The organism is Microcoleus sp. MON1_C1 (assembly GCF_036701945.1).
Taxonomy (GTDB): Bacteria; Cyanobacteriota; Cyanobacteriia; order Cyanobacteriales; family Microcoleaceae; genus Microcoleus.
This window is the reverse complement of record NZ_JAUBRO010000019.1, coordinates 71,578-92,178: the sequence shown is the minus strand read 5'-3', so window position 1 is coordinate 92,178 and position 20,601 is coordinate 71,578. Positions and strand designations below refer to the sequence as shown.

Sequence of the window (20,601 nt, the reverse complement as noted above, 5' to 3'; positions counted from 1 at the left end):
GCTATGAGACAGGGACTTCAGTCCCTGGCGGGTTTCGGGAGAATGAAACAGCCCTGCCCCATGGGAGAAAGAAAGAAGGTAGAAGGAAAAAAGTTTTCCTTTAGCCCTTGACAAATTACATTTTATTCCTTCTATTTCTCCTTTTTTTCTGCTCAGAAATCCACCGAGGCGAGAAATCTTGTCTCCAAGGTGGTATTTTTTTACCTAAATTTTGGGATTAATTAAAAAAATTGTCCAAATCCATATAAATTAAAGGTTCCACCGATCCATAACGGTCGGCAAGACTTTAGAATAATGCAGTGAAAATTAGATGCTGTGGGGTTTTCAGCAATTAGAAACAAAAATTCCTTTTCTGACCAATTACCCTAGGGTAATTGGTATTCAGCAGGAGTTGTGATTCGGGGAAGCGGACGGGAGCAATCGGGAACCACCCAAACCTCCCAAGCCACACCTCAATCCAGTTGATAACTCACGGCTAATAGTTGAACTAACTCTGTTTAACGTAATTTTGCAAATCCAGAAGGAGTTCGCAATGAACAAAGGTGAATTGGTTGATGCAGTCGCGGAAAAGGCTAGCGTGACGAAAAAACAGGCAGATGCTGTTTTGAGTGCCGCCCTTGAAGCAATCATGGAAGCTGTCTCCGATGGCGACAAAGTGACGCTGGTCGGTTTTGGCTCGTTTGAGTCGCGGGAACGCAAAGCCCGCGAGGGTCGCAATCCCAAAACTGGCGACAAGATGGAAATCCCAGCAACCCGAGTTCCTGCATTTTCCGCAGGGAAGTTGTTTAAGGACAGAGTTGCACCCCCGAAAAACGCGGAATAGCTGGCGAACTGAGTCTTGATTAGACCTGTACACGGTGGGAATTTAGCTTGGGCAGCCGCACTGGCAGGCTGCCCTGCCTCTGCTATTCTCGATTTTTCTGCGAGTATCAGTCCTTTGGGCCCTCCTGAGTCGGCCCTGGCTGCGATTCAAGCACACTTGAGCAGTCTGACGGCTTACCCCGATCCGGATTATGGGGAGCTCAGGACTGCTTTGGGTGAGGCTTTGAATGTTGACCGGGATTGGATTTTGCCGGGGAATGGTTCGGCGGAATTGTTGACTTGGGCGGCTTGGGATTTGTCGAAGCTGGAGGCGACTTATGTGGTGACTCCGGCTTTTGGCGATTACTCGCGGGCTCTTTCGGCTTTCGGCGCGCAGGTGCTGGAATGCCCTTTGGAACTCCAATCGTTGGACGCGGAGGCTGGAAGCCGGTTAGTAACGGATGATTTGTCGGTTTCTAACCGTTCCCTTGTCTCCCCTTCTCTCTGTCTCCCAGTTCCTCTTGCTATCGATGCCCATCGACGAGGTTTGCTGCTGAACAACCCCCACAATCCTACGGGTTTGCTGTTTGGTAGGAAGGCGATTTTGCCTTATTTGAAGCAGTTAGGTATGGTGGTGGTGGATGAGGCCTTTATGGACTTTCTACCGCCTTCTGAGCAGGAAACTTTGATCGATGCTGTTGAGGAGTTTCCGAATTTGGTGATTTTACGATCGCTCACTAAATTCTATTCTCTGCCGGGACTGCGCTTGGGCTGTGCGATCGCCCATCCCGATATTCTGCGCCGGTGGCAGTTGCAGCGCGATCCTTGGCCTGTGAATGCTTTGGCTGCTGCTGCTGCTGCTGCTGTGGTGCGAGATACTGTGTTTGAGCGGCAAACTTGGGATTGGCTGCCTGTTGCTCGCCGAGAGCTATTTGAGGGTTTGGCTAATTTACCGGGTTTGCAGCCTTTTGCAGGGGCGGCTAATTTCTTATTGGTTGAGTCGTCGATGTCGGTTTCTTCTATTCAAAAAAGTCTGTTGGAACGACACCGGATTTTGATTCGGGATTGTTTAAGTTTTCCTGAGTTGGGCGATCGATTTTTTCGGGTGGCTGTGCGCTCAAGGGCGGACAATCTGCAGCTAATTGCTGGACTTTCCGAAGTTATTCGTCAGTTGAGGGTTGTCAGTTGACTGTTGACTGTTAACAACCAATAAAAGTTGACAAACCGATTTTATTGGTCGTTTGAGCGGACATCCCCAAGAAACCCGGTTTCTCTGATAAATATTGGGTTTTGCAGCGAAGTATCTAGGAAGAAACCGGGTTTCTGGCCGGGCGCGCGGATCGTCCTAAACTAATGACTAATGACTACTGACTTTTTTATTTATGCTTGACTATGATTTAGTGATTATTGGTGGAACTCCGGCCGGACGTTATGCTGCTTTGACTGCAACTAATTTCCCGGCTCGCGTTGCTTTGGTGGAACCGCTAAGTAATTCGCAAGATTTGCCGACAAGGGGTAAAGAGTCGATCGACCTTGGTTTGAGATACAGCCAAACTTTGAGGGAGGCTGCTCGTTTTGCCCAGCAGATAACCCGCCAGCAGTTGGGGGTTCGCTGGGAAGTCGCTAATTCCTCTATGCCGATCAAATTGGGGTTTGACGGGGTTCTAAAGTGGGCCGAGGGTGTTGTTTCTAATTTGTCAGAAATTGATGATCTCGGCGTTTTGGCTGCTCGCGGGGTCGATGTTATTTTTGGCAGCGGCGAGTTTGTGGCGAAACCGGATTTAGCTTTTGTCGCGGGCGGTAGGAAATTGCGATCGCTCTGTTATTTGCTGGCTTGTCCAACTCTGCCCACGATTCCCAATATTGAAGGACTTTCATCTGCTGGCTTTTTTACTTCGGAAACTGTCGGGGAATTAGCAAAACTTCCACAGTTGCCTAAAAGTTTAGCTGTAATCGGCGCCGATCCCAGCGGTGTCGAAGTGGCTCAGACTTTTGCTCGGCTGGGGGTTGCTGTCACTTTGGTGGTGAAAAGTTCGCACATTTTGGCTAAAGAAGACCGGGAGGCTGCTGGGTTGGTTCAAGCTGCAATGGAAGCTGAAGGAGTGCGAATTCTGACTGCTACTGAGGTGACTCAAGCGAGGGTGATTGAGGGTAAAAAGTGGATTCAAGCTGGGCCAAGGGCGATCGAAGCTGAGGAGATTTTTCTGGCCACGGGCCGCCAGCATCATTTTGCATGGTTAAATCTCGAAGCCGCTGGGGTTAAATTCAGCGATCGGGGGGTGATTTTAAATGAAAAGCTGCAAACAACTAATCGCCGCATTTACGCGATCGGCGATCTTGCTGGGGGTTATCCGTTCCCTCACATCGCTAATTGCGAAGCTGCGGTTGCTGTGAAAAATGCTTTGTTTTTGCCGATGTTTCAAATTGATTATCGCGGGATTCCTTGGGCGATTTTTTCTGATCCGCAATTGGCGAGGGTTGGCTTGACTGAAGCGCAAGCAAGGCGCCGTTTTGGAGACGATCTCATTATTGGTCGGGAATATTTCAAGAATGTTGAAAGAGCTCAAATGTCCGGCGATACAACTGGTTTTTGTAAGATTGTCGGGCATCGCAACGGGGAGATTTTGGGAGCGAGTATTGTGGGGCCACAAGCTGCTGAGTTGATTCACGCGATCGCCTTGGCTGTGCGTCACGGGATGAAAGTTGAGGCGATCGCCGAACTTCCTTATATTTGGTCGAGTTTTTCGGCAATTAACGGTCAAACTGCTGCTGCTTGGGAGTCGCAGCGCTTGGGCAGCAATACTTTTATGCAGAATTTGTGGGAGAATTTGTTTCACTGGCGCAGGTATTGGAAGAGATAGTTTTGAGTTGGGGAATTGGGAATTGGGAATTGGTAATTGGTAATTGGAATAAATAGAAGTATTTTAGTAAAAAACCCAGTTTCAAGTGAGTCATGATGGTTGGTAGTAAGGACTTTAGTCCTTATTAACTTAAAGCCAGAAAAAAACTGAAGTCCTCACTACAAACTAATGGTTCGATCGAGCATCAACTTTACCGTTTTCCAGAACAAGTAGGATGTCTGTTGTACAGAGATCGAGAAGAAGGATGAAGGGAAAGGGCGATTCCCTTCGGGATAGCTTCGCTTCACGAACGCGGGCTATCTTTTCAACCGCCACAGCCGGCACCGCCGCCGCCACAGCCCCCGCCGCCACCGCCACCGCCGCCACCGCAGCCACCGCAGCCACCGCCGCCACCGCCACCGCCGCCGCCATCACCGCCACCGCCACCACCGCCACTGCTGCTACTCGCATACGGTGTTAACACTTGCGACAAATCTGCCAAAGAACTGCCTGTTAAAACAGTGTGGCCCAAGAGAGCAAAAGCTAGCACAATTTGATCGGTTGGTCTGGGATTAATTCTCGTGGGATTAATTCTCGATCGCAATTGTTGCAGCACGCGATTGCCATAGGGGGTGAGCCACGACGAATTTGGTGGCGAAAACCCCCAGCCAATTATTACTGTGATGCTACAAAGAATTACCAGGTAGCCTACTGGTTTGCCACGGGAAATCCCCACTAAAATCTTGCTAATTCCTAATATCAACGCTAGCCAGATCGGAAGTACAGACAACTGCATGATATTGGTTAGGCTTTCATTCGCTAACAGCCCCAGGTTCTGCAAGCGATCGCGGATGTAGTTTGTCGCAGGTGGCACCAATTGCTTAATTCGCCAGACGTAGCCGTTAATGCTGACTGCTTGCACGAGGGCTTTTTCTAAAGGAGCGCTATTTGGTGGTAAGGCGGTTGCTAACTGCAAAGTTCGTGTTGAGGGCAGCGGTTCCAAGTACCCGCGAATTGCGAGATTCACAATCGCTGTTTCTACAGCGCGGGATTCCCCACCAGTTAAATATGCGATTTCATAAACAGATAAATCTGGTAATTCCTGAGAGTAATGGCCGCTTGATTCTCGCAAATATCGGCGCAAAAGCACTGTCAATGAAACCGCTACAGTTGCCATGACCATGTAAAAAAAGAGAAACTCAGGCCCTGTGAAATCAAGCGGGTTGGGGAGGCTTGCCAAAATAGATGGCTGGCAGGCTGTAACTGTTAGTGCTGAGGCGAAAACTAGGAAAGCGAGCCCTAATTGCTGCCAGCGCAATTGTTCTAAATCCAGACGGATTTGCTGTAAATCTGGCTTCGGCCAAATCCACTTTTGTTGAGTGTTAACGCGCCGAAAATGCAGGTCTCGACCAAAACGAATCCGTGCTGGCGGCCAAATATCTTCGGGCGGTTTTTGCCCAAAGAAATGTTCGTAGCTAGCTAAAGTCTTGTTATACCAGTCATTAAATTTGTCATGTTCGCTCCCTCCGCCGCGAGTTGGGCCGTGATGCAGAGCTTTTCCTAAGACATTCGGGCAAAATTCGTCCCAATAAGAGCGCGTGTAAACTAAGTGTAAATGCCAGACTTGATCGACTTGATCCGAAGGTGTTACGGGATGTCCGGCAACAACAGCGAGAAAAGCAAACTTTTTGTATTCGACAATGACGCGCTGAGTGTAATTAGCACTCCAGCCGTTATCTCGCGCCAGCCGTTTACTAAACGGTAAAGCTGTATCGGCTTCATCTAAAGAAAATTGTTCTATGCTCTGGTATAGTTCCCATTGATTGGTGTTCATAGATAGCTCCTTATTTCCAATATAATCACAGTATTTTTCAGAAGTTGCGTTCCTATCAATCAATGCGCTCGATGTGCTACCATCAATGCTTGTGCCCCTTTGCTAACAGCATCAGCTTATGATTGTTTTTTAACATTTGTTCGGCTTGCCTAGATTGTGACGCTAACTGTGGTAAAATCAGTTTAATTGCGATCGCTTTTCCCATCGCTAAATTTCCTGCTTCTTTGTTGCAAGTTTGATAAGCTAAAATCGCTTGTTGTTCCGCTTGTTTTAATTCCTGTTGTTTGGTGTCGTATTGCTCTTTCGCGCACTGATAACTTGCTGCGATTTTAGCAGCGGATTGCTCTATGGATGGGAGTGATACTTGAGCAAGTTCTCTGCCAACTCTGCCGCCGGATTCAGCACATAATCCCCAGATTTTGTTCAAAATTTCGATGAATGTGCGAGCGGTTTGACCGCTGAATAACCAATAGGTAATTGTTTTCATATCGGATTTCCTTGTAGGAATATAGTGCGAATAGATGAGAAATGCAGATGTCAGCAAAAGAGAAGTTTACCCGTGCGACGCTCGGCTGATGTAATAATTATCAATAAAAGCTGTTTTACAGTCAATTCATAAATTCATTTGTTGAATTCATAAAAGTCCTAGTATTTGAATTCATAAAAGTCATATTTGTGAATATTTTTTCACTAACTAATTGTTACCGCATCTCATAGGAGCAGGACTAAAGTCCTTACTACAAGCCAACCTGGGAACTATAAAATAGTTTGTAGTGAGGACTTTAGTCCTCAATAGGAGTGATACCAGATCCGGTTTAAATATCCCCCTTATTTCTTAGTCCGCTTGCAGTGGACTTCGTATGTGTAGTAGCGGTTGAAACCGCCGAATCATAAAGGGGGTGGCAAACCCAGATTTGGTAGGACGGGAGGACTTTTGTCCTTACTACAAACCAATCTGGGGACGACAAATACTAAAAAACCCGGTTTCTTTAAGAAACCGGGTTTTGAACGCCCTAAAAGTTGATTGTTAAACGGAGAGGGTGGGATTTGAACCCACGTTAGGTCGCCCTAAAGTAGATTTCGAGTCTACCGCATTCAACCGCTCTGCCACCTCTCCAATTGATTGGCGATTTTACCATAATCGCACGACTGAAGCTGAAAATCAACCACAAATTTAAGGTTGCTGTTGCTTCACGACGGTGAAGATCGCATAATTCGGCGATCGAGCCACAAGTCTTGTTGAGATATTTGCTAAACGTATTTTACCGCACAGTGCGCCAGATTGTAAATCTTTATAAAAAAGAAGTTTGATTTTCTTCAGATTCCAAAGTGGTCTTAAATCCCCCTGCTGGAGTCCACTGGAGGGCTCCGTCGCGCCCTGTCCAGAATATCTGGGTTTTGCTTTGGCGCAGTTGGGCTGCGGTTTCTGGGTCTATTTCGTCAGCAGATGCGATCGCCACTTGCGGCCCCACTGCGCCCAATAACTCGGCCGTTAGGGCTTTTCCTGACCACCACAGCACTTGAGCCGGCTTCAAGGTTCCCGTTGCTGCCAATTTTTTTTGCGCTTCCGGTGTCATTTCACCGACGAGCAACCAAGTTCGATTTCCCACCAGGAATTCTACCACTGGAATCTCCGCATTCACCAACTGCAACCGCGTCGAACCCAGATCAACTGTACTGTTAGTTTCTAAAGGAAAGTAAACGCCTTGGCGAGATTGCACAGCCGTCATAAATTCCTGATTGTTGCCACGGTGAATTTGTTTCGGAGCATTATTATCATAAAATGTTTTAATTGGCAAGCGTTGTAGTAATTTTCCCCAACCGCTGCTCAAACCTAAATGACCGTGAGTGGCGATCGCAAAATTCACAGAATTAACTCCTTGCTGCTGCAAAAAAGGCAACACTGTAAACCTTACGGTATTTTCATCACCGCTATTAATTAGCGCCACTTTTCCCCTATCTTGAATTACTAAAACTGGATCGCCAGATGTCGCCAGCAAAGTAACTTGAAATAAAGATGATTGAACCTGCCAAGCTGGCAAAACTATGATACTTATTCCCGCCACAAGCGCCAGCGGTAAAATCCAAGCCGATGAAAAACTCGGCAGCGAAATAACTCTACTTTTCCCCTTCTTTTTTCTTCCTTCTTCCTTCTTCCTTCTTCCCTCTTCCTTCTTCCTTCTTCCCTCTTCCTTCTTCCTTCTTTCCCCGATCCAAACCCAGCAAATTAAACTGTAAAGCGCTATTAGCTGAAACACCGATACTTGACCGACAGCTACCGAATTACCGGGTAATTGCGAGAAATATTGGGCGATCGCAATTAACCCCTTTGCCGGATAATCGAGCAGTTGCGCTAAAACACTGCCAGCGGGCGGAAAAATCAATCCAGCTAAAGCGCTAACCATCCCCCCAATACTCAAAATCCACAGCAAAGGAGCCGCAATAATATTAACTAAAATGCTGTAAGGTGATACCACACTAAAAACATAAAGTAACAGCGGCAGCACCCAAACTGAAGCGGCGATCGGAACCACAACAATCGAAGCGATCGCGGGAGGCATCCAGTCCAACTTTGCCATCAGCGGGGGCGTTGTCACGATTAACCCTAAAGTCGCCAAAAAACTCAGTTGAAAACCTAAATCCCAAATCCACAAAGGGTTAACCAGCAGTAAAATAGTAGCAGCGATTAACAGCAACCCCAGCGGCTTAACTTGGCGGTTCAGCACCAAAGCAAATAAGGTTCCAAATCCCATCAAAGCAGCGCGGCATACTGAAGCTTCAAAGCCAGTTAATGCCACGAGCAAAAATAAAGCACCGACGCCAAAGCTAAATTGTAATTGTTTGGAAAAACGTCTGGTTAAACCTAGAACTAAAGCCAAAACCATTGAAACTTGAGTGCCGGAAGCTGCGATCGCGTGGGCCAATCCAGCCTGCACAAAATAGTCGCGGATATTGTAAGGTAAATCTACTGCTTGTTTGCCGAGGGCGATCGCACTGATTAACGGCCCTTCGGGAACATTTAACTGCGATAGTTGCGATCGCACGATCCGTTGCCGCATCGCTTGAATTTTCGATGGCTGCATCCCGCTGGGCTCCAAGAAAGCAGCCGTTTGGCTGTTAACTCGATTTACCTCCGCAATCGCCTTTTCTCTCGTCCAGTCAATTTGACGACCTTTGAGTCCGACAAAAGCCCCTTCTCTGGCTAAATATGCTTGAAAATCAAAAGCCCCTGGATTCGACGGCGGCTGCGGTTTGTACAAGGAACCCACAACTGCGATCGTATTGTCGGCGTACAAACCCGTTGCTTGCAGCAGGGGAACTGTAACGTAGAGTTTGCCGGATACTGGGCGGTTGACAACTGCTCCTCCCTCGCCGCCGTTGATTTCGCTAACTAAATCTGTTTCTAGCCAAAATTGCGATCGACCCGATCGAGTCAATCGAGGCGTACTGACAACTCTACCGCGCACTGTCACTGCCACTTCTTGAGTATTCCCGCCCGCCGGAATCAGTTTGCTGATGTCATCTATTGCCGGTTGGGGCGATCGAACTGCAAAATAAATGCTAGCTAGAAATGCCACCAAACCCGCAACTGCCCACACCCATTTCGCTCTCGGCAGCATCTCCAACAAACTCAATTCTTCCCTCGCATCTAAGGGTTCTTCAAGAGTATTTTCTTTTTGCCGGGTGCGTCTTTTCTTGGTGACTTTGACAGAATTTTTAGTAAATTTTCGCAACAATTTTGGCATGGCGATCGCCACCGCTATTGCCAAAGCAAGTATCCCGTATCTACCCCAAGAAACCGCTGTAGAAATCAATCCCAAAATGTAGGCAAGACAGAAAATGGCACCCGTTGCTTGATTCATTAATTAGTAATTTAGAGGGGGAATATTTCAGGGAAACCTATGCGGGACGTATGCACTCCTTACCAAAAAAACCGGGTTTTTAAACCTAGATCAAAAGCTAAACGCTGTGTATTTAGATAAAAAACCCAGTTTCTCGCTACCCGTGCGTAAGTTAGGGCAAAATTTCTTTCCTTACATTCTTTCCCTTCCCCTTCCCCTTCCTTTTCCTCTTCTAAATAGACAGCCCCAATTTTAAACCGAAAGCCGCGTGCAGCACCATAAGTGCAAGGGCGGTCGTGCCTAAATAAGCGTGAACCGCGCGCAGTGCCAGCTTATTGCCCCCAAAACCCGTTAGCGAAATCAAGCTGCCAACAGCCAGTAAAACCAGCACTGCCGAACCTGTCCAAAAATGCGGACTTTCCATGACTGGCTGGTGCTGCATCACCAGCGACAGCAAGCCGCCTGTATAGCCCAAAGCTAGAAACAGAAACATCCACGGTGCAAGCTTCCGGTGATCCGAGCGACTTTTGAGTGCGACATCTTTATCGGCGGCCAAACGTCCCTGCCATCCCGTATACCCGACAAAACTGCCCATCGCCACCACCACTATCCCCATCATTACAGGGTGTCCCCAATGGGTAATTGGTTCGGGAATTCCCATACTGCGAAATTGACTGGCGATAGGTTCTAGTAGTTCGCTGAGATTTATCATTTGCTTGAGATTCCTAACTTTGCGATCGCTAATTTTGATTTAACCAACAACTTGCTCTAAATAGCAATATATCGATCGCGATTTTCAATCACTGTTTCCAGCCAGAAGTCTGTATAAAATAAAAGAGCCGGACACAGGAGAAGTGTATTCCCTAGCCTCAGCCGGGGAGCGGCCATTTCAGTTAATTTGAGGTGAGCAGTATCCAGTTTTTTGTCCCCACACCCGTAAGAGGATGCTATTGCAGACGGCGCTATGATTAAGCCTTACCGATTTTTGCAGCGAATTGCTCAACTGCTCGCCTACGCTTACTCAGCACTGATTGTCAGCTATCTGATTCTGAGACTGATCTTTTGGGACAGGCTGTGGCCGATTGCCTTGATGGGGGATTTTGTTCCTTGGATTTTCTTGCCAATCTTCCTGCTGCCAATTTTAGGGTTTTTTATCATAAAGAAACGCTGGTTCGCGATTGTTTCCTCTGTGGCTGGCATCTGTTTGCTGGGTTGGCTACACGTCACCTACTTTTCTCCCCAGCCGACGAACATCAGTGACTCCCAGCCAACCCTCAAGATTTTTTCTCTCAACCTCGGCTGGCATCACAAATCCCCACAAGCTTTGGTCAACCTAATTGAGGAAGAAAAACCAGACCTCATTTGTTTGCAAGAAATTAAGGAGGATTACGCCAAAGAAGTATTCTCTAAGTTGGCCGCATTATACCCGCACCACCTGGGGCGCGGATACCATGTGATTCTCAGCAGATATCCCATTCGCTCTTTTCAAAAGTTAAAGCTAGCCGGTGGGAACGAACCACAGGAACGAGCTATTATCGGAATGAACCAGCAAGATGTAGTTCTTTATAACATTTCAACAACCCCACCTTGGTTTCGCCAGCATAAAATTTTGCCTTTCCTCAAAATCCCAGTTTACGAGTACGGCGACCGACCGGCACAAATTCAAGATTTAGTGCGGCGACTCCAGAAAGAAACGCTGCCGACTATTGCTGCGGGGGACTTTAATCTGACTGACCAGTCTCAAGACTACTATTATTTGAGAGCGGTTATGCAAGATGCTTTCCGAACAGCAGGACGGGGTTTTGGCTTTACTTTTCCTCACGGGTGGGATCTGAATTTACTGGTTAAACAGTTAAACTGGAAATTAACTTTTCCCCTGGTGAGGCTTGACTATGTTTGGTATTCTCAGCACTGGGGGGCGAAATCAGCCAAGGTTTTACCGCCAATTGGTTCAGAGCATCTGCCGCTGTCGGTCCAACTGCGGATGCAACCGGAATTGGGACGAGTGTAGGGGGTACGCAACACTTTGGTGGGGCTACCACAAGGGAATTAGTGTCAATTAAAGCTCCGGGCGAAGATTCTGATGCTGTTGGCGAATCCGTGAAGCGTGACACCCCACATTTGCTCCCGTCGCACCCCTGTTAGATCATTTCCGGTAATTACCCGCAATTAATTTTTATTTCCCTGTTTCTCTTTCTTCTTTCTTCTTGGCGTACTTGCCATCTTGGCAGCTCATTATTAAACCTCCCAAGGAAAGAAAGTATTGATTCGCCAACAGTCTCATGGAATTCGCGGCTATCCAAACAAGGAATTTTAGACAAATGAAGATGTTTTCCATCAAGCACACACTAATTGCTCGAATTAAGCCTTACCGGCTTTGCAGTTGACTGCTGAATCGCCCCTAGGCGATAGCCCCCGGTATGCGCTTCACCCAATCTTCACAGCCTCATCCTCACTCTGGATGTTAAATTCTACCTGCCTGCTCAAAGTTAATTTCAATTCCTTGACTTTGTGAATGCCAAAGGGAGAAATATTAACTTCGCAGCCGACGAGCACTCGCTCTTCTACATTTTGCTAATCGCTCTCAAGGGAGAATCAACTTCTGGAAAAAAAACTAGAGGTTCCAAGTTTGAGACTTCTGGCATAAAGTATGCCGTCTGCCCAGGCTCACTTCGATCGACTGAGCGCTAACCCGTCTAGAAGGCACCCTGATAGCACCCTTGTCTGTTGAGCAGCCATCGGTGTGCACCTAAATGAACCCTCTCAACTAACTCGCTGGGGATTCGGTTTTAGCAGACAAGCACCCACTTTCTTGCGTCGCCTTCCTCGGAACCGTGCAATCGCTAAAATCACTGCGCCGTCGCTAAAGTAGCTTCCGAAGGTTGGATTTGATACTTTACGAGATTTGCCAGTTCTTGTAACTGACTAATAGCTTCTGCACCTTCTAGTTTCATGAGTTCGCGGTCGTCCCGCATCTCAGTCCAAGTGATACCGTAATCTGACACTAAAAATCGAATCAGATGGTTGTCCGTCAAACTGACCATAAATGAGGCACTGTTCATCTGACCCCCGCAAGTGTAGCAGGATGCCAGATAACCCCGATGCTCTAGCACGATCGCTAAAGCTTGGAGGTTCATTACCAGATCTTGAACGAATTTACGGTGTTGTTCTGCAAGTCTCAGAAACACAGTTCTCCTCCTATCACCACACCGTGTATTTTACATCCCATTTAATAATTTCTTAATAAATGGGTATTTAGGTGCTGGTTCAGTATACGTTTAGTATGCTCAAAAAAAATCGGATTAGCGACCTCTTCAGCCTACCTATACTAGATTAACCGAGTTGTGGTCGAAACGAAGTATCAGCAGCGACATTCAGCCAAAACAGGCTCTCGCGGGGGACTCCAGCCGGAAAATTTGCCTGCTGTCATGGCTGATTCAGCCGTCGGAGAGGCCAAAGATACAAATAACTAATGATAGTAATGAAATTAGTTAAGCATAAGAGTTCAATCGCCTTGGGGATACTCGTCCCAAAGCGTCGTCGTCTGCCGCAAGCTCCGAAAATCGCCATTCCCCAAAATCAAGTGATCCAGCAGCGGAATCGACAAAAACTGCGCTCCCGCCAGCAACTGCCGCGTCAAAGCAATATCCTCCGGGCTTGGCTCCACAATCCCCGAGGGGTGATTGTGCGAGATAATCGCCCGCGTCGCCCCCTGGCGGATCACCTCGCGAAAAATATCCCGTGGGTGAGCCAAAGTTTCCGTCGCTGTGCCGATCGTAATTACCTGAGTACCCAGCAGCCGATTTTTCACATCCAGCAGCACTACAGCAAAACGTTCCTGAGACTGCCACATCAAATCCTGACTCAGGGCGTCCGCCGCCGCTTGGGGAGAGTCAACCACAGCCATTTCCGGTGGTCGCGACTGAAACACCCGCTTCCCCAACTCCACCGCAGCCAAAATCGAAGTTGCCTTGGCAGGGCCAATCCCGTGAATCTGCGTCAACTCCTGAACGCTAATAGTGCGTAGCACAGCCAGAGGATCGCGGTGGTGCAAACTCAACTGATTTAAAATATACTGTCCGAGCCCGACGGCGGAAAGTTTGCCTTGTCCCTGACCTGTACCCAGGAGAATCGCAATCAATTCTGCAGTCGCCAAACTTTTCGGGCCACCCGCCATCAACCGTTCCCGTGGCCGTTCACTCGTTGGCAAATCGACAATTCTCAAGCTGTAAGTCATAGCTGCACCCGCACCGCAAGCTCAACAATTGCACCATTTTAGCCGATCGATTGGCGTTCTTCAATTCGTACAATCACCCAAAAAAGCCTCGATCGTTAACCGAGGCTGTTGGTAGAGTAAATCTAACCTAGCGTTTCGCAAGCGATCGAGTCTCGATCTCGATCGAGCTTAAACGGATCGCCCGGATATGCCTCTAACACTCGCTGCGCTTCGGCTTGACTCGCAAAGTCAGAACAGTCGCAATCCGAGTTAACGCAACTCGGAAAATCGGCACTTTTAACCTTCTGTTTAGAAGACTCATAAATAACTTTCTTGGTATCTTCCTTTGGCTGCTTTGCATCAATAGCAATCTCTGCGGTTCGCTCAACAGATTTGACTGAAGATGGCAATTTGCGATCGGGCCCTGGTTTGGCAAGTGCAGGTGTGGCAGCAGAAATGGCAGGTTTCGGTGTTGGTGTCGGCGTTTTCACAGTCTCCGGCTTGGGTGTCGGCGCTGCCGAAAGCGGTGACGGCTTAGCGGTTTGAGATGATACTAGCGGAGCGCTTGGGGCCGGAAGCGCCACTGAAACTTCCTGAGACGGAGGGGGTGCGGTGACGCCAACAAGCACAAACGAAGCCGCCATCAACCCGCCGTACATCGCGATCGATCGCTTGCGGGTTGGTGCGCCCACCCATTTCGGATTAACAATACCCAGAAACAAGGCAGGGATAGACAAGAGAAAGCTTAAGACGAAAAAATTAAACATAGCGATTTTTAGCAGTAAAAAAGAGAAGTCATCCAGGACGCAGAAACCGGGTTTCTTTTACCCAAATCCGAGGTGAAGCACGAAGGATATCTGTTTAAACCACCTGAGTTCTTTAATCCCTGTGCGTAAGTCCTGAGAAGTTAACTTGCTTATTTATCTACCGATCAACTCAAAAATCCCTATGATTTACGAAGTAAACTAGAACGTTGGACACCTGACCCTAGTGCAACCCCGTTTCTGAGTCAGTCCTGGACGCACTCAAAGACCAAAAACCCGGTTTCTGCGTCAATATTTATCGAAAAAGCGACGAGTTGTGGAATAAACCGGGTTTTTTGCGTAAGTCCTGTTAGGGTATTTCTCCTTACTAAAGCCCCGATTTTTCCCTACAGTTCGCGATCGCACTCCGACGCCTATAAACCGGGGTTTTTAATTGCAGTAAATGAGTAGAACCAAGTATTTTTCTTAAAAAACTACGTTTCTGGGCCCAACCGGCCGTAAGTCCTGGTAAAATTTCTTGTAATGCTGCCAAAAAAGTGAAATGCATACCCAGCTACCTTCAGCGCAAAGGTGCGCTTACCCTAAATTCTAGCGATTCAGTTGAGGCCAGCAGCCCCGATGAAACTGGTTGTGGCGCCTTGGGTGCTGTAACCCCAAGCAAAACGAACGAAACTGCCATCAAGCCGCCGTACAAGGCACTCGATCGCTTGCGAGTTGCCAGTCCCACCCATTGAGGATTTAGCAGACCCAGACAAAAAGCCGGTGTGGAAAACATGAAAGTTAATACAAACAAGCTGGACATCACGCACCTCCGACTACCGAATTGCAGCGATTAATTACTTTTCTCTCCAATTAATAGCTCACAAATCCGCTTAAAAAAGTGGTAATTTAGGATTTATAACTTGAGAATTATTCATGTTTATCAAACAATAATAATTTTTTTTAAATCTCTTACTTTAGGTAGTGGTTAAAAAAATAAGAGCTTTCTAAAGAGTTCAAAAATTTAGCTTAAAATAGAAACTAAATTCCTTACTCAAAATATGAAAGTCCGCTTTAACGTAGTGCGCCAAAATCAAAACGAGGCTCCTCGGGTTCACACTTACACCCTAGATGTGGAAGAGAGCAATACCATCCTAGACTGCCTCAACAGTATTAAGTGGGAACACGACGGCACTTTAGCTTTTCGCAAAAATTGTCGCAATACAATTTGCGGCAGTTGTTCTATGCGAATTAACGGTCGCTCAGCATTAGCTTGCAAAGAAAATGTAGCCAGCGAACTGGCAAGACTGCAAAAAATAGCCGATTCCAGCTCAGCAGAAATACCTACCGATTTCATCCCAGAAATCACCGTCGCCCCAATGGGAAATATGCCGGTTATTAAAGATTTGGTTGTTGACATGACCAGCTTTTGGGACAACCTAGAAGCAGTTGAACCCTATATCAGCACCGCCTCGCGAGCAATTCCAGAACGCGAATTTCTGCAAACTCCAGAAGAGCGATCGAAACTCGACCAAACCGGCAACTGCATCCTCTGCGGCGCGTGCTATTCTGAGTGCAACGCCCGCGAAGTCAACCCGGAATTTGTCGGCCCCCACGCCCTCGCCAAAGCTTACCGCACGATCGCCGACTCCCGCGACAGCGAAACGGAAAATCGGCTCGAAAAATACAACGAAGGCACCGCAGGCGTCTGGGGATGCACCCGCTGTTACTACTGCAACTCGGTTTGCCCGATGGAAGTGGCGCCGATGGATCAAATTGGTAAGATTAAACAAGAGATTCTCGATCGCAAAGACGACCAAGCCAGTCGATCGATCCGCCACCGCAAAGTTTTAATCGATCTCGTCAAAGAAGGTGGCTGGATAGACGAGCGCAAATTTGGGATCGAAGTAGTAGGAAACTACTTCCGCGACATTAAAGGTTTGCTGAGTCTGGGCCCGTTGGGTTTGAGAATGATCGCTCGCGGCAAGTTCCCGCTGTTTTTTGAGCCTTCTGAAGGTACCGAAACCGTGCGAAATCTGATCGAATCGGTTCAAAGTTTAGAAAAGTCAGCAGATTAGCCATGGGCTGTCATTTTCCTGGTAAATTACAAGTTGTGCGATCGCCAAGCTTCCGAAAATTCATCACTCAAAACTCAAAACTCAAAACTTTTAAATGACTGCTCAAACTCCTCCCTCCCCAAAACCGACAACCTCAAATACCCCAAAACCAGAACCAGCCTTTGGGTGGAATGCCTATGCAGAACAAATCAACGGACGATTTGCGATGGTGGGATTCGTGGGACTTTTGCTGCTAGAATTCTTCACCCGCCAGGATTTTTTTACCTGGCTGGGGCTGCGTTAAATTAATCTAAATCAATCTAGAATGGAAGTTGAAAAATTATCGATATTTCAGCTTCCATTCTACTTTTAAGAGTTATTTAAAATACAGTTTCTCAAATTATAAATGCAAAATTATGACTTTTCTAGTTTCAGATAACACATGAATGTACCAAAGTCGATCGCAGTTGCTTGTAGTGCGATCGTCCTAGAATTATAGGGACACGGCAAGGCCGTGCCCTGACTCCCAAGTTTCGTTCAAACTAATTTCCAGTTGTTTCGCGGACGGTCAAACTGTACTTGCCTCTACCTTTTGGAGGCGGATCGTAAGCATTGACAATGACGCGGTAGCGACCGTTCGCAGACAAGGTAACAGTAAGCTCAGAATTGGAATTTTGCTGCGTCGCATCATCATTTTCTGCAAGTAACTCGCCCTGGGAGTTGAAAATAGCCAGGTAAGTATCAAACTCGGTACTTTCTACGGTAACAACCACTTTCTGACCCTGAGTGCCTTCAAAGGTATACTCGTCGTACAAACTGCTGTCCGAGGGCAGTACAGAAGACTTAGCCGGGGTGAGTTCTCCGTTTTGCTCTAAAATGACCTTAGATGACCCCGCATCAGGACTCGACCGAGGTTCTACCGTTGGACTCTGAGTTGGCGAACTCTGTGGTGATGGCGACTGGTTGGGGCTGGCTTGAGCTAAAACCGCCTTTTCAGCAGGCTTTGCATCAGTTAAATTTTGAGGAAGTTTTGCTGAAAGGAGGGTGGAACTACTGTTAGCAACTCCACCTAAATTTGAAACTGGTAGGGAGACAGTCGGCTTACCAGAAAAAGTAGCTAATAGAGCAATTGGCGCGATCGCCCAAAATCTAACTTGACGCATGAATTACCTCGGTTTGCAACGAAGAAGGAAGTTCGGCAACGGATTTTGTAACGGATTTAACGGATGGAAGAAGGAAGTTCGGCACCGGATTCTGTAACGAATTTAATGGATGCACGGAAGCAGGAAGCAGAATAATTCGACCAATTACCAATTCCCGATTACCCATTACCTTTTTCCCCATTTTCACCGGACAGTTAGAGTGTAACGACCCCGGCCAGAAGCATCGTAAGCATTGACAATTACGCGATAGCGACCCGTAGCGGGCAAAGTAACGGTCAGAAACGCATTTTTAGTCGAATCGCTCCCATCGTCATTTTCTGCCACTAATCGACCGTTAGGGCCAAAGATCGCCACATAGGGATCGAAATCTGTACTTTCGAGGGAAATGGTTACAGCCTGACCCGATCGACCTTCAAAAGTATACTCGCGATACAGACTGTTGTCAGACGGCAATACTGGGCCGCCTGCTGCTAAAGCGCCTTCTTCTTGCAAAATCGCCCGAGAAGGCGCGGTAGGAGCACTCGCTTTCAGTTCTAACGTATAAGCCCCTGACTGCCTAGCTTGGTAGGAATTTGCCACTAACGTGTAAATCCCGTCTGCTGGCAGCCTGACTGTAATTCTGGCGTCTTTACTGCCTGCCCCGTCATCGTCTTGCGCGATTTCGCGCTGGTTGGGCCCGAGCAAAATTAAATAAGGGTCAATTTCTTGACTTTTCATTTCTATGGTGATTTGCTGGCCCGCTTTTCCCTCAAAGGAGTAGAGGTCAAAAAAGCTGTTGTCGGTGGGCAGAACGCTAGACTTGTCGGTGAGGATGCCGCTGACGGCGGGCCCGTTTAACGGAACTTTTTGAGGTGATTTGTTGCCAAAGGGCGATCGGGCTTGAGCCACGCGGGGAGCTCGCCCTTCTCGTACCGCTGTCAGGAAAGCGGGTATTTTGTCTGCTGAAATTGCAAAACCGATACCGATACTGCCACCGCCCCGACCGCGAGTAAAAATAGAAGTATTGACGCCGATTAATTCTCCTGAACTGTTGAGCAAGGGCCCTCCAGAATTGCCGGGATTGATGGCGGCGTCGGTTTGAATTAAGCCCCGCTGCTGGTCGATGCGGCTGACGATTCCGACTGTAAAAGTACCTTGAAATTGACCGAATGGATTGCCGATCGCAAATGCTTGTTGCCCGACTTTCACCGAACCGGGACGGGCTAAAGGAATGGTGGGCAAATTGTTTTGACCGCGAATCTTCACCACGGCTAAGTCTAGACCTTCTTCGCCGAATCCGATGACATCGGCGACAAGTTTTCTGCCGTCTGACAAAATGATATTGACGGTACCGCCTGCCGAAACAACGTGGGCGTTAGTTAACACCATGCCGTCGGGGCTGATAATTGTGCCGCTGCCGTTAGATTTATCTGTATCGACGGTAACAACCGCCGGACTAGCCTTTTCGTAGACTCGAATATTGGTTTGTTCTTCAACATTTTGGGCGATCGCACCCTGGGAATGCACCGAGTTAAATTCCGTTAAATCTGTTGATTGCCGCACAGGGGATGTCGTAATAACCGCAGTAGCGCTGGTTGCAACCCCAACCGTTAAAATTCCCGATACTGCTAAAGTTAGAAGTTTGAAATTCATGGCGATCGATTATTATTTAGCGATCGGTAGCTAGGAATTAGGTTTTGTGGCTAACCGCTAACTACCTTCTGTAATTATTTTAGGACTTGCACCAGGGTAGTGACCTTCCTCACGCCGGTTCTCCAATTTGGGAATCTGAATCAGCAGCTAAATACTTAAAATTAGCTTCTCGTACCGCAGCGTCCTCATTGCCGTAGAAAAAAGACAGCAAAGCAAAGCGCTGACCACTAATCACGGTAGTGGCTTCATGCAGCAAAGAACACGAAAAAATAATCGCCGTGCCAGAATCGCCTTTATAACCGTGCGGCGCGTACTCTGGAAACCGTAAAAATCCCCCCGTGTACTCTCCCACATTCAAGTTTAGCGTCATCGCAAACCTGCGGTGCAGCGTAGCTTTGCTAGTGTTGTCGCGGTGCGACCGAAAATAACCGCCGCTGTCAGCATCGTAACAACCTATCAAATACCGTTCAAACCTAGTGATTGTAAACTGAAAAGCTTTCTCTACTTCCGGCCGCACCCGGCGTAGAATAATCGCATTCAATTGTTGCTGGAAATCCTCGTCTTGAATAAAGAAATCTCGGCGCTTCTTAAAAGTGTCGTCGTGCAAGCCAACAGTTTTCCCGCCTATTTGCCTCATAAAGCCCGAGGGACTGCCACCATTAGCTTTGTACATATCGATCAAACTGCGGCAAGAGGCTTTGTCTAAAACGTTAGGAATTACCAACACCGGGGCGTGGCGAGTGGCTGCTCGGGCTTCCTCAATAGGGGGCAAAGTTTTGAGAAAATCTAATACTTGTTGGGCGTGTTGGTGCGGTTCGCCCATCGGCAAAATATTAATTATTTGAAGGTTTTCGTTGAGTACAAAAGTTTGGGGTGCATAGTGAACTCCGGCAAATCCATTTTCTTCGACATCTCGGAAAACACCGTACTGCTGACTGACTGTTTTATGCAAGTCCCAGAAAAAGAGGAATGACGGAGCAATTGTTGTCGGTCTGTTTTGTTCTTTGTCTGCTGGGTCAACGCTCACTCCGAACCGGGCTACATGCAACCTTTGGAATTCTTCTGAAAGCTCTTGAAAGCTTTTGAGGATAACTTGGATTTGTTGAAAAGCTGCGCTGGCAAAGAAAAACAGCACGACTCGTCGGCCGGCAACCGTTGAGAAATAAAATAAGGGGTTATTTGTAGAAGGAATGGAAAACCAGGGAGCCGGATCTCCTATTTCGAGTAATGGCATCTTGCTGATTTAATAAGTGGTATTTTATATTAAGATTATTATGCTGTCGATTAGTTCCACAGGTTCGGTAGGTCAAAATAATTTTAAAAAAAATTAGCTTTTATTTGTGTATATCTGTGTTGGTCTGGGTTTCACACTCACAATTTACTGGCTTTTTAATCACTTTAATATCTGAGAATAAGTAGATGGGACTCAATAAACGCAACTTATTTTTTTGCCTGCGGGCACGAGAAAAGTTT

The 20,601-nt window shown here is 47.4% G+C and carries 18 protein-coding genes and 1 tRNA gene; 8 read left to right on the top strand and 11 right to left on the bottom strand.

From position 1 onward, the window contains the following. Positions 1-514 precede the first annotated feature (514 nt). The 3 genes from QUA62_RS13120 (at position 515) to QUA62_RS13110 (ending at position 3,662) form a co-directional block, all read left to right on the top strand. Complete coding sequence (locus tag QUA62_RS13120; RefSeq protein ID WP_278187376.1) at positions 515-823, top strand: HU family DNA-binding protein; 309 nt, start codon at positions 515-517, stop codon at positions 821-823. A 15-nt stretch (positions 824-838) separates the two neighbouring features. Further along, positions 839-1,990: a threonine-phosphate decarboxylase CobD gene (cobD, locus tag QUA62_RS13115; RefSeq protein WP_333404490.1), complete on the top strand. Its 1,152-nt coding sequence runs from the start codon at positions 839-841 to the stop codon at positions 1,988-1,990. Between the two features lie 193 nt (positions 1,991-2,183). Continuing rightward, positions 2,184-3,662, top strand: a complete 1,479-nt coding sequence (locus QUA62_RS13110) for an NAD(P)/FAD-dependent oxidoreductase (RefSeq protein WP_333404488.1) — start codon at positions 2,184-2,186, stop codon at positions 3,660-3,662. 304 nt (positions 3,663-3,966) lie between these two features. Here QUA62_RS13110 and QUA62_RS13105 read toward each other — a convergent pair whose 3' ends face one another. The 5 genes from QUA62_RS13105 to QUA62_RS13085 all read right to left on the bottom strand — a co-directional run bounded on the left by QUA62_RS13105 (position 3,967) and on the right by QUA62_RS13085 (position 10,029). Next, complete coding sequence (locus tag QUA62_RS13105) at positions 3,967-5,475, bottom strand: TIGR04222 domain-containing membrane protein (RefSeq protein WP_333404486.1); 1,509 nt, start codon at positions 5,473-5,475, stop codon at positions 3,967-3,969. Positions 5,476-5,557: 82 nt separating this feature from the next. After that, a complete protein-coding gene (locus QUA62_RS13100) occupies positions 5,558-5,962 on the bottom strand; it encodes a hypothetical protein (protein WP_333404484.1) in 405 nt (134 codons plus the stop codon). Between the two features lie 545 nt (positions 5,963-6,507). After that, positions 6,508-6,592, bottom strand: a tRNA-Ser gene (locus QUA62_RS13095). Between the two features lie 175 nt (positions 6,593-6,767). Continuing rightward, positions 6,768-9,338, bottom strand: a complete 2,571-nt coding sequence (locus QUA62_RS13090; protein ID WP_333404482.1) for a ComEC/Rec2 family competence protein — start codon at positions 9,336-9,338, stop codon at positions 6,768-6,770. A 211-nt stretch (positions 9,339-9,549) separates the two neighbouring features. Then, positions 9,550-10,029, bottom strand: coding sequence for a DUF4079 domain-containing protein (locus QUA62_RS13085; RefSeq protein WP_333285484.1), 480 nt, complete (start codon positions 10,027-10,029; stop codon positions 9,550-9,552). Positions 10,030-10,281: 252 nt separating this feature from the next. Here QUA62_RS13085 and QUA62_RS13080 point away from each other — a divergent pair, with 252 nt between their 5' ends. Next, entirely contained in the window at positions 10,282-11,328 is a 1,047-nt protein-coding gene (locus QUA62_RS13080) for an endonuclease/exonuclease/phosphatase family protein (protein ID WP_333404480.1), read from the top strand. A gap of 838 nt (positions 11,329-12,166) precedes the next feature. Here the strand turns inward: QUA62_RS13080 and QUA62_RS13075 are convergent. Further along, positions 12,167-12,505, bottom strand: a complete 339-nt coding sequence (locus QUA62_RS13075; RefSeq protein WP_006634844.1) for a DUF1815 family protein — start codon at positions 12,503-12,505, stop codon at positions 12,167-12,169. Positions 12,506-12,661: 156 nt separating this feature from the next. On the opposite strand from QUA62_RS13075, the gene QUA62_RS13070 reads away from it, so the two are divergent. Next, entirely contained in the window at positions 12,662-12,790 is a 129-nt protein-coding gene (locus QUA62_RS13070; RefSeq protein WP_333404478.1) for a hypothetical protein, read from the top strand. A 32-nt stretch (positions 12,791-12,822) separates the two neighbouring features. Here the strand turns inward: QUA62_RS13070 and radC are convergent, their stop codons facing one another. Then, complete coding sequence (radC, locus tag QUA62_RS13065) at positions 12,823-13,554, bottom strand: RadC family protein (RefSeq protein WP_006634845.1); 732 nt, start codon at positions 13,552-13,554, stop codon at positions 12,823-12,825. A 122-nt stretch (positions 13,555-13,676) separates the two neighbouring features. Continuing rightward, complete coding sequence (locus QUA62_RS13060) at positions 13,677-14,300, bottom strand: excalibur calcium-binding domain-containing protein (protein WP_333404476.1); 624 nt, start codon at positions 14,298-14,300, stop codon at positions 13,677-13,679. 533 nt (positions 14,301-14,833) lie between these two features. On the opposite strand from QUA62_RS13060, the gene QUA62_RS13055 reads away from it, so the two are divergent. The 3 genes from QUA62_RS13055 to QUA62_RS13045 all read left to right on the top strand — a co-directional run bounded on the left by QUA62_RS13055 (position 14,834) and on the right by QUA62_RS13045 (position 16,637). Next, positions 14,834-15,031, top strand: a complete 198-nt coding sequence (locus QUA62_RS13055) for a hypothetical protein (protein WP_333404474.1) — start codon at positions 14,834-14,836, stop codon at positions 15,029-15,031. 306 nt (positions 15,032-15,337) lie between these two features. Next, a complete protein-coding gene (locus QUA62_RS13050) occupies positions 15,338-16,354 on the top strand; it encodes a succinate dehydrogenase/fumarate reductase iron-sulfur subunit (protein ID WP_333404472.1) in 1,017 nt (338 codons plus the stop codon). Between the two features lie 94 nt (positions 16,355-16,448). Then, entirely contained in the window at positions 16,449-16,637 is a 189-nt protein-coding gene (locus QUA62_RS13045; protein ID WP_190655732.1) for a chlorophyll a/b-binding protein, read from the top strand. A gap of 238 nt (positions 16,638-16,875) precedes the next feature. On the opposite strand, the gene QUA62_RS13040 is transcribed toward QUA62_RS13045, so the two are convergent. The 3 genes from QUA62_RS13040 to QUA62_RS13030 all read right to left on the bottom strand — a co-directional run bounded on the left by QUA62_RS13040 (position 16,876) and on the right by QUA62_RS13030 (position 20,362). Next, positions 16,876-17,496, bottom strand: coding sequence for a pre-peptidase C-terminal domain-containing protein (locus QUA62_RS13040; RefSeq protein WP_333285497.1), 621 nt, complete (start codon positions 17,494-17,496; stop codon positions 16,876-16,878). A 183-nt stretch (positions 17,497-17,679) separates the two neighbouring features. After that, a complete protein-coding gene (locus QUA62_RS13035; protein ID WP_333404470.1) occupies positions 17,680-19,128 on the bottom strand; it encodes a trypsin-like peptidase domain-containing protein in 1,449 nt (482 codons plus the stop codon). A gap of 109 nt (positions 19,129-19,237) precedes the next feature. Beyond that, on the bottom strand, positions 19,238-20,362 hold the full coding sequence (locus QUA62_RS13030) for a redoxin domain-containing protein (RefSeq protein ID WP_333404469.1): 1,125 nt from the start codon (positions 20,360-20,362) through the stop codon (positions 19,238-19,240). Between the last annotated feature and the right edge of the window lie 239 nt (positions 20,363-20,601).

Bases quoted from the DNA above. Each gene is read 5' to 3' on its own strand.
- QUA62_RS13105 (WP_333404486.1), bottom strand. From the start codon at position 5,475: ATGAACACCAATCAATGGGAACTATACCAGAGCATAGAACAATTTTCT.
- QUA62_RS13090 (WP_333404482.1), bottom strand. From the start codon at position 9,338: ATGAATCAAGCAACGGGTGCCATTTTCTGTCTTGCCTACATTTTGGGA.
- QUA62_RS13045 (WP_190655732.1), top strand. From the start codon at position 16,449: ATGACTGCTCAAACTCCTCCCTCCCCAAAACCGACAACCTCAAATACC.
- QUA62_RS13080 (WP_333404480.1), top strand. From the start codon at position 10,282: ATGATTAAGCCTTACCGATTTTTGCAGCGAATTGCTCAACTGCTCGCC.
- QUA62_RS13100 (WP_333404484.1), bottom strand. From the start codon at position 5,962: ATGAAAACAATTACCTATTGGTTATTCAGCGGTCAAACCGCTCGCACA.
- QUA62_RS13040 (WP_333285497.1), bottom strand. From the start codon at position 17,496: ATGCGTCAAGTTAGATTTTGGGCGATCGCGCCAATTGCTCTATTAGCT.
- QUA62_RS13060 (WP_333404476.1), bottom strand. From the start codon at position 14,300: ATGTTTAATTTTTTCGTCTTAAGCTTTCTCTTGTCTATCCCTGCCTTG.
- radC (WP_006634845.1), bottom strand. From the start codon at position 13,554: ATGACTTACAGCTTGAGAATTGTCGATTTGCCAACGAGTGAACGGCCA.
- QUA62_RS13050 (WP_333404472.1), top strand. From the start codon at position 15,338: ATGAAAGTCCGCTTTAACGTAGTGCGCCAAAATCAAAACGAGGCTCCT.
- QUA62_RS13030 (WP_333404469.1), bottom strand. From the start codon at position 20,362: ATGCCATTACTCGAAATAGGAGATCCGGCTCCCTGGTTTTCCATTCCT.
- QUA62_RS13110 (WP_333404488.1), top strand. From the start codon at position 2,184: ATGCTTGACTATGATTTAGTGATTATTGGTGGAACTCCGGCCGGACGT.
- QUA62_RS13035 (WP_333404470.1), bottom strand. From the start codon at position 19,128: ATGAATTTCAAACTTCTAACTTTAGCAGTATCGGGAATTTTAACGGTT.
- QUA62_RS13085 (WP_333285484.1), bottom strand. From the start codon at position 10,029: ATGATAAATCTCAGCGAACTACTAGAACCTATCGCCAGTCAATTTCGC.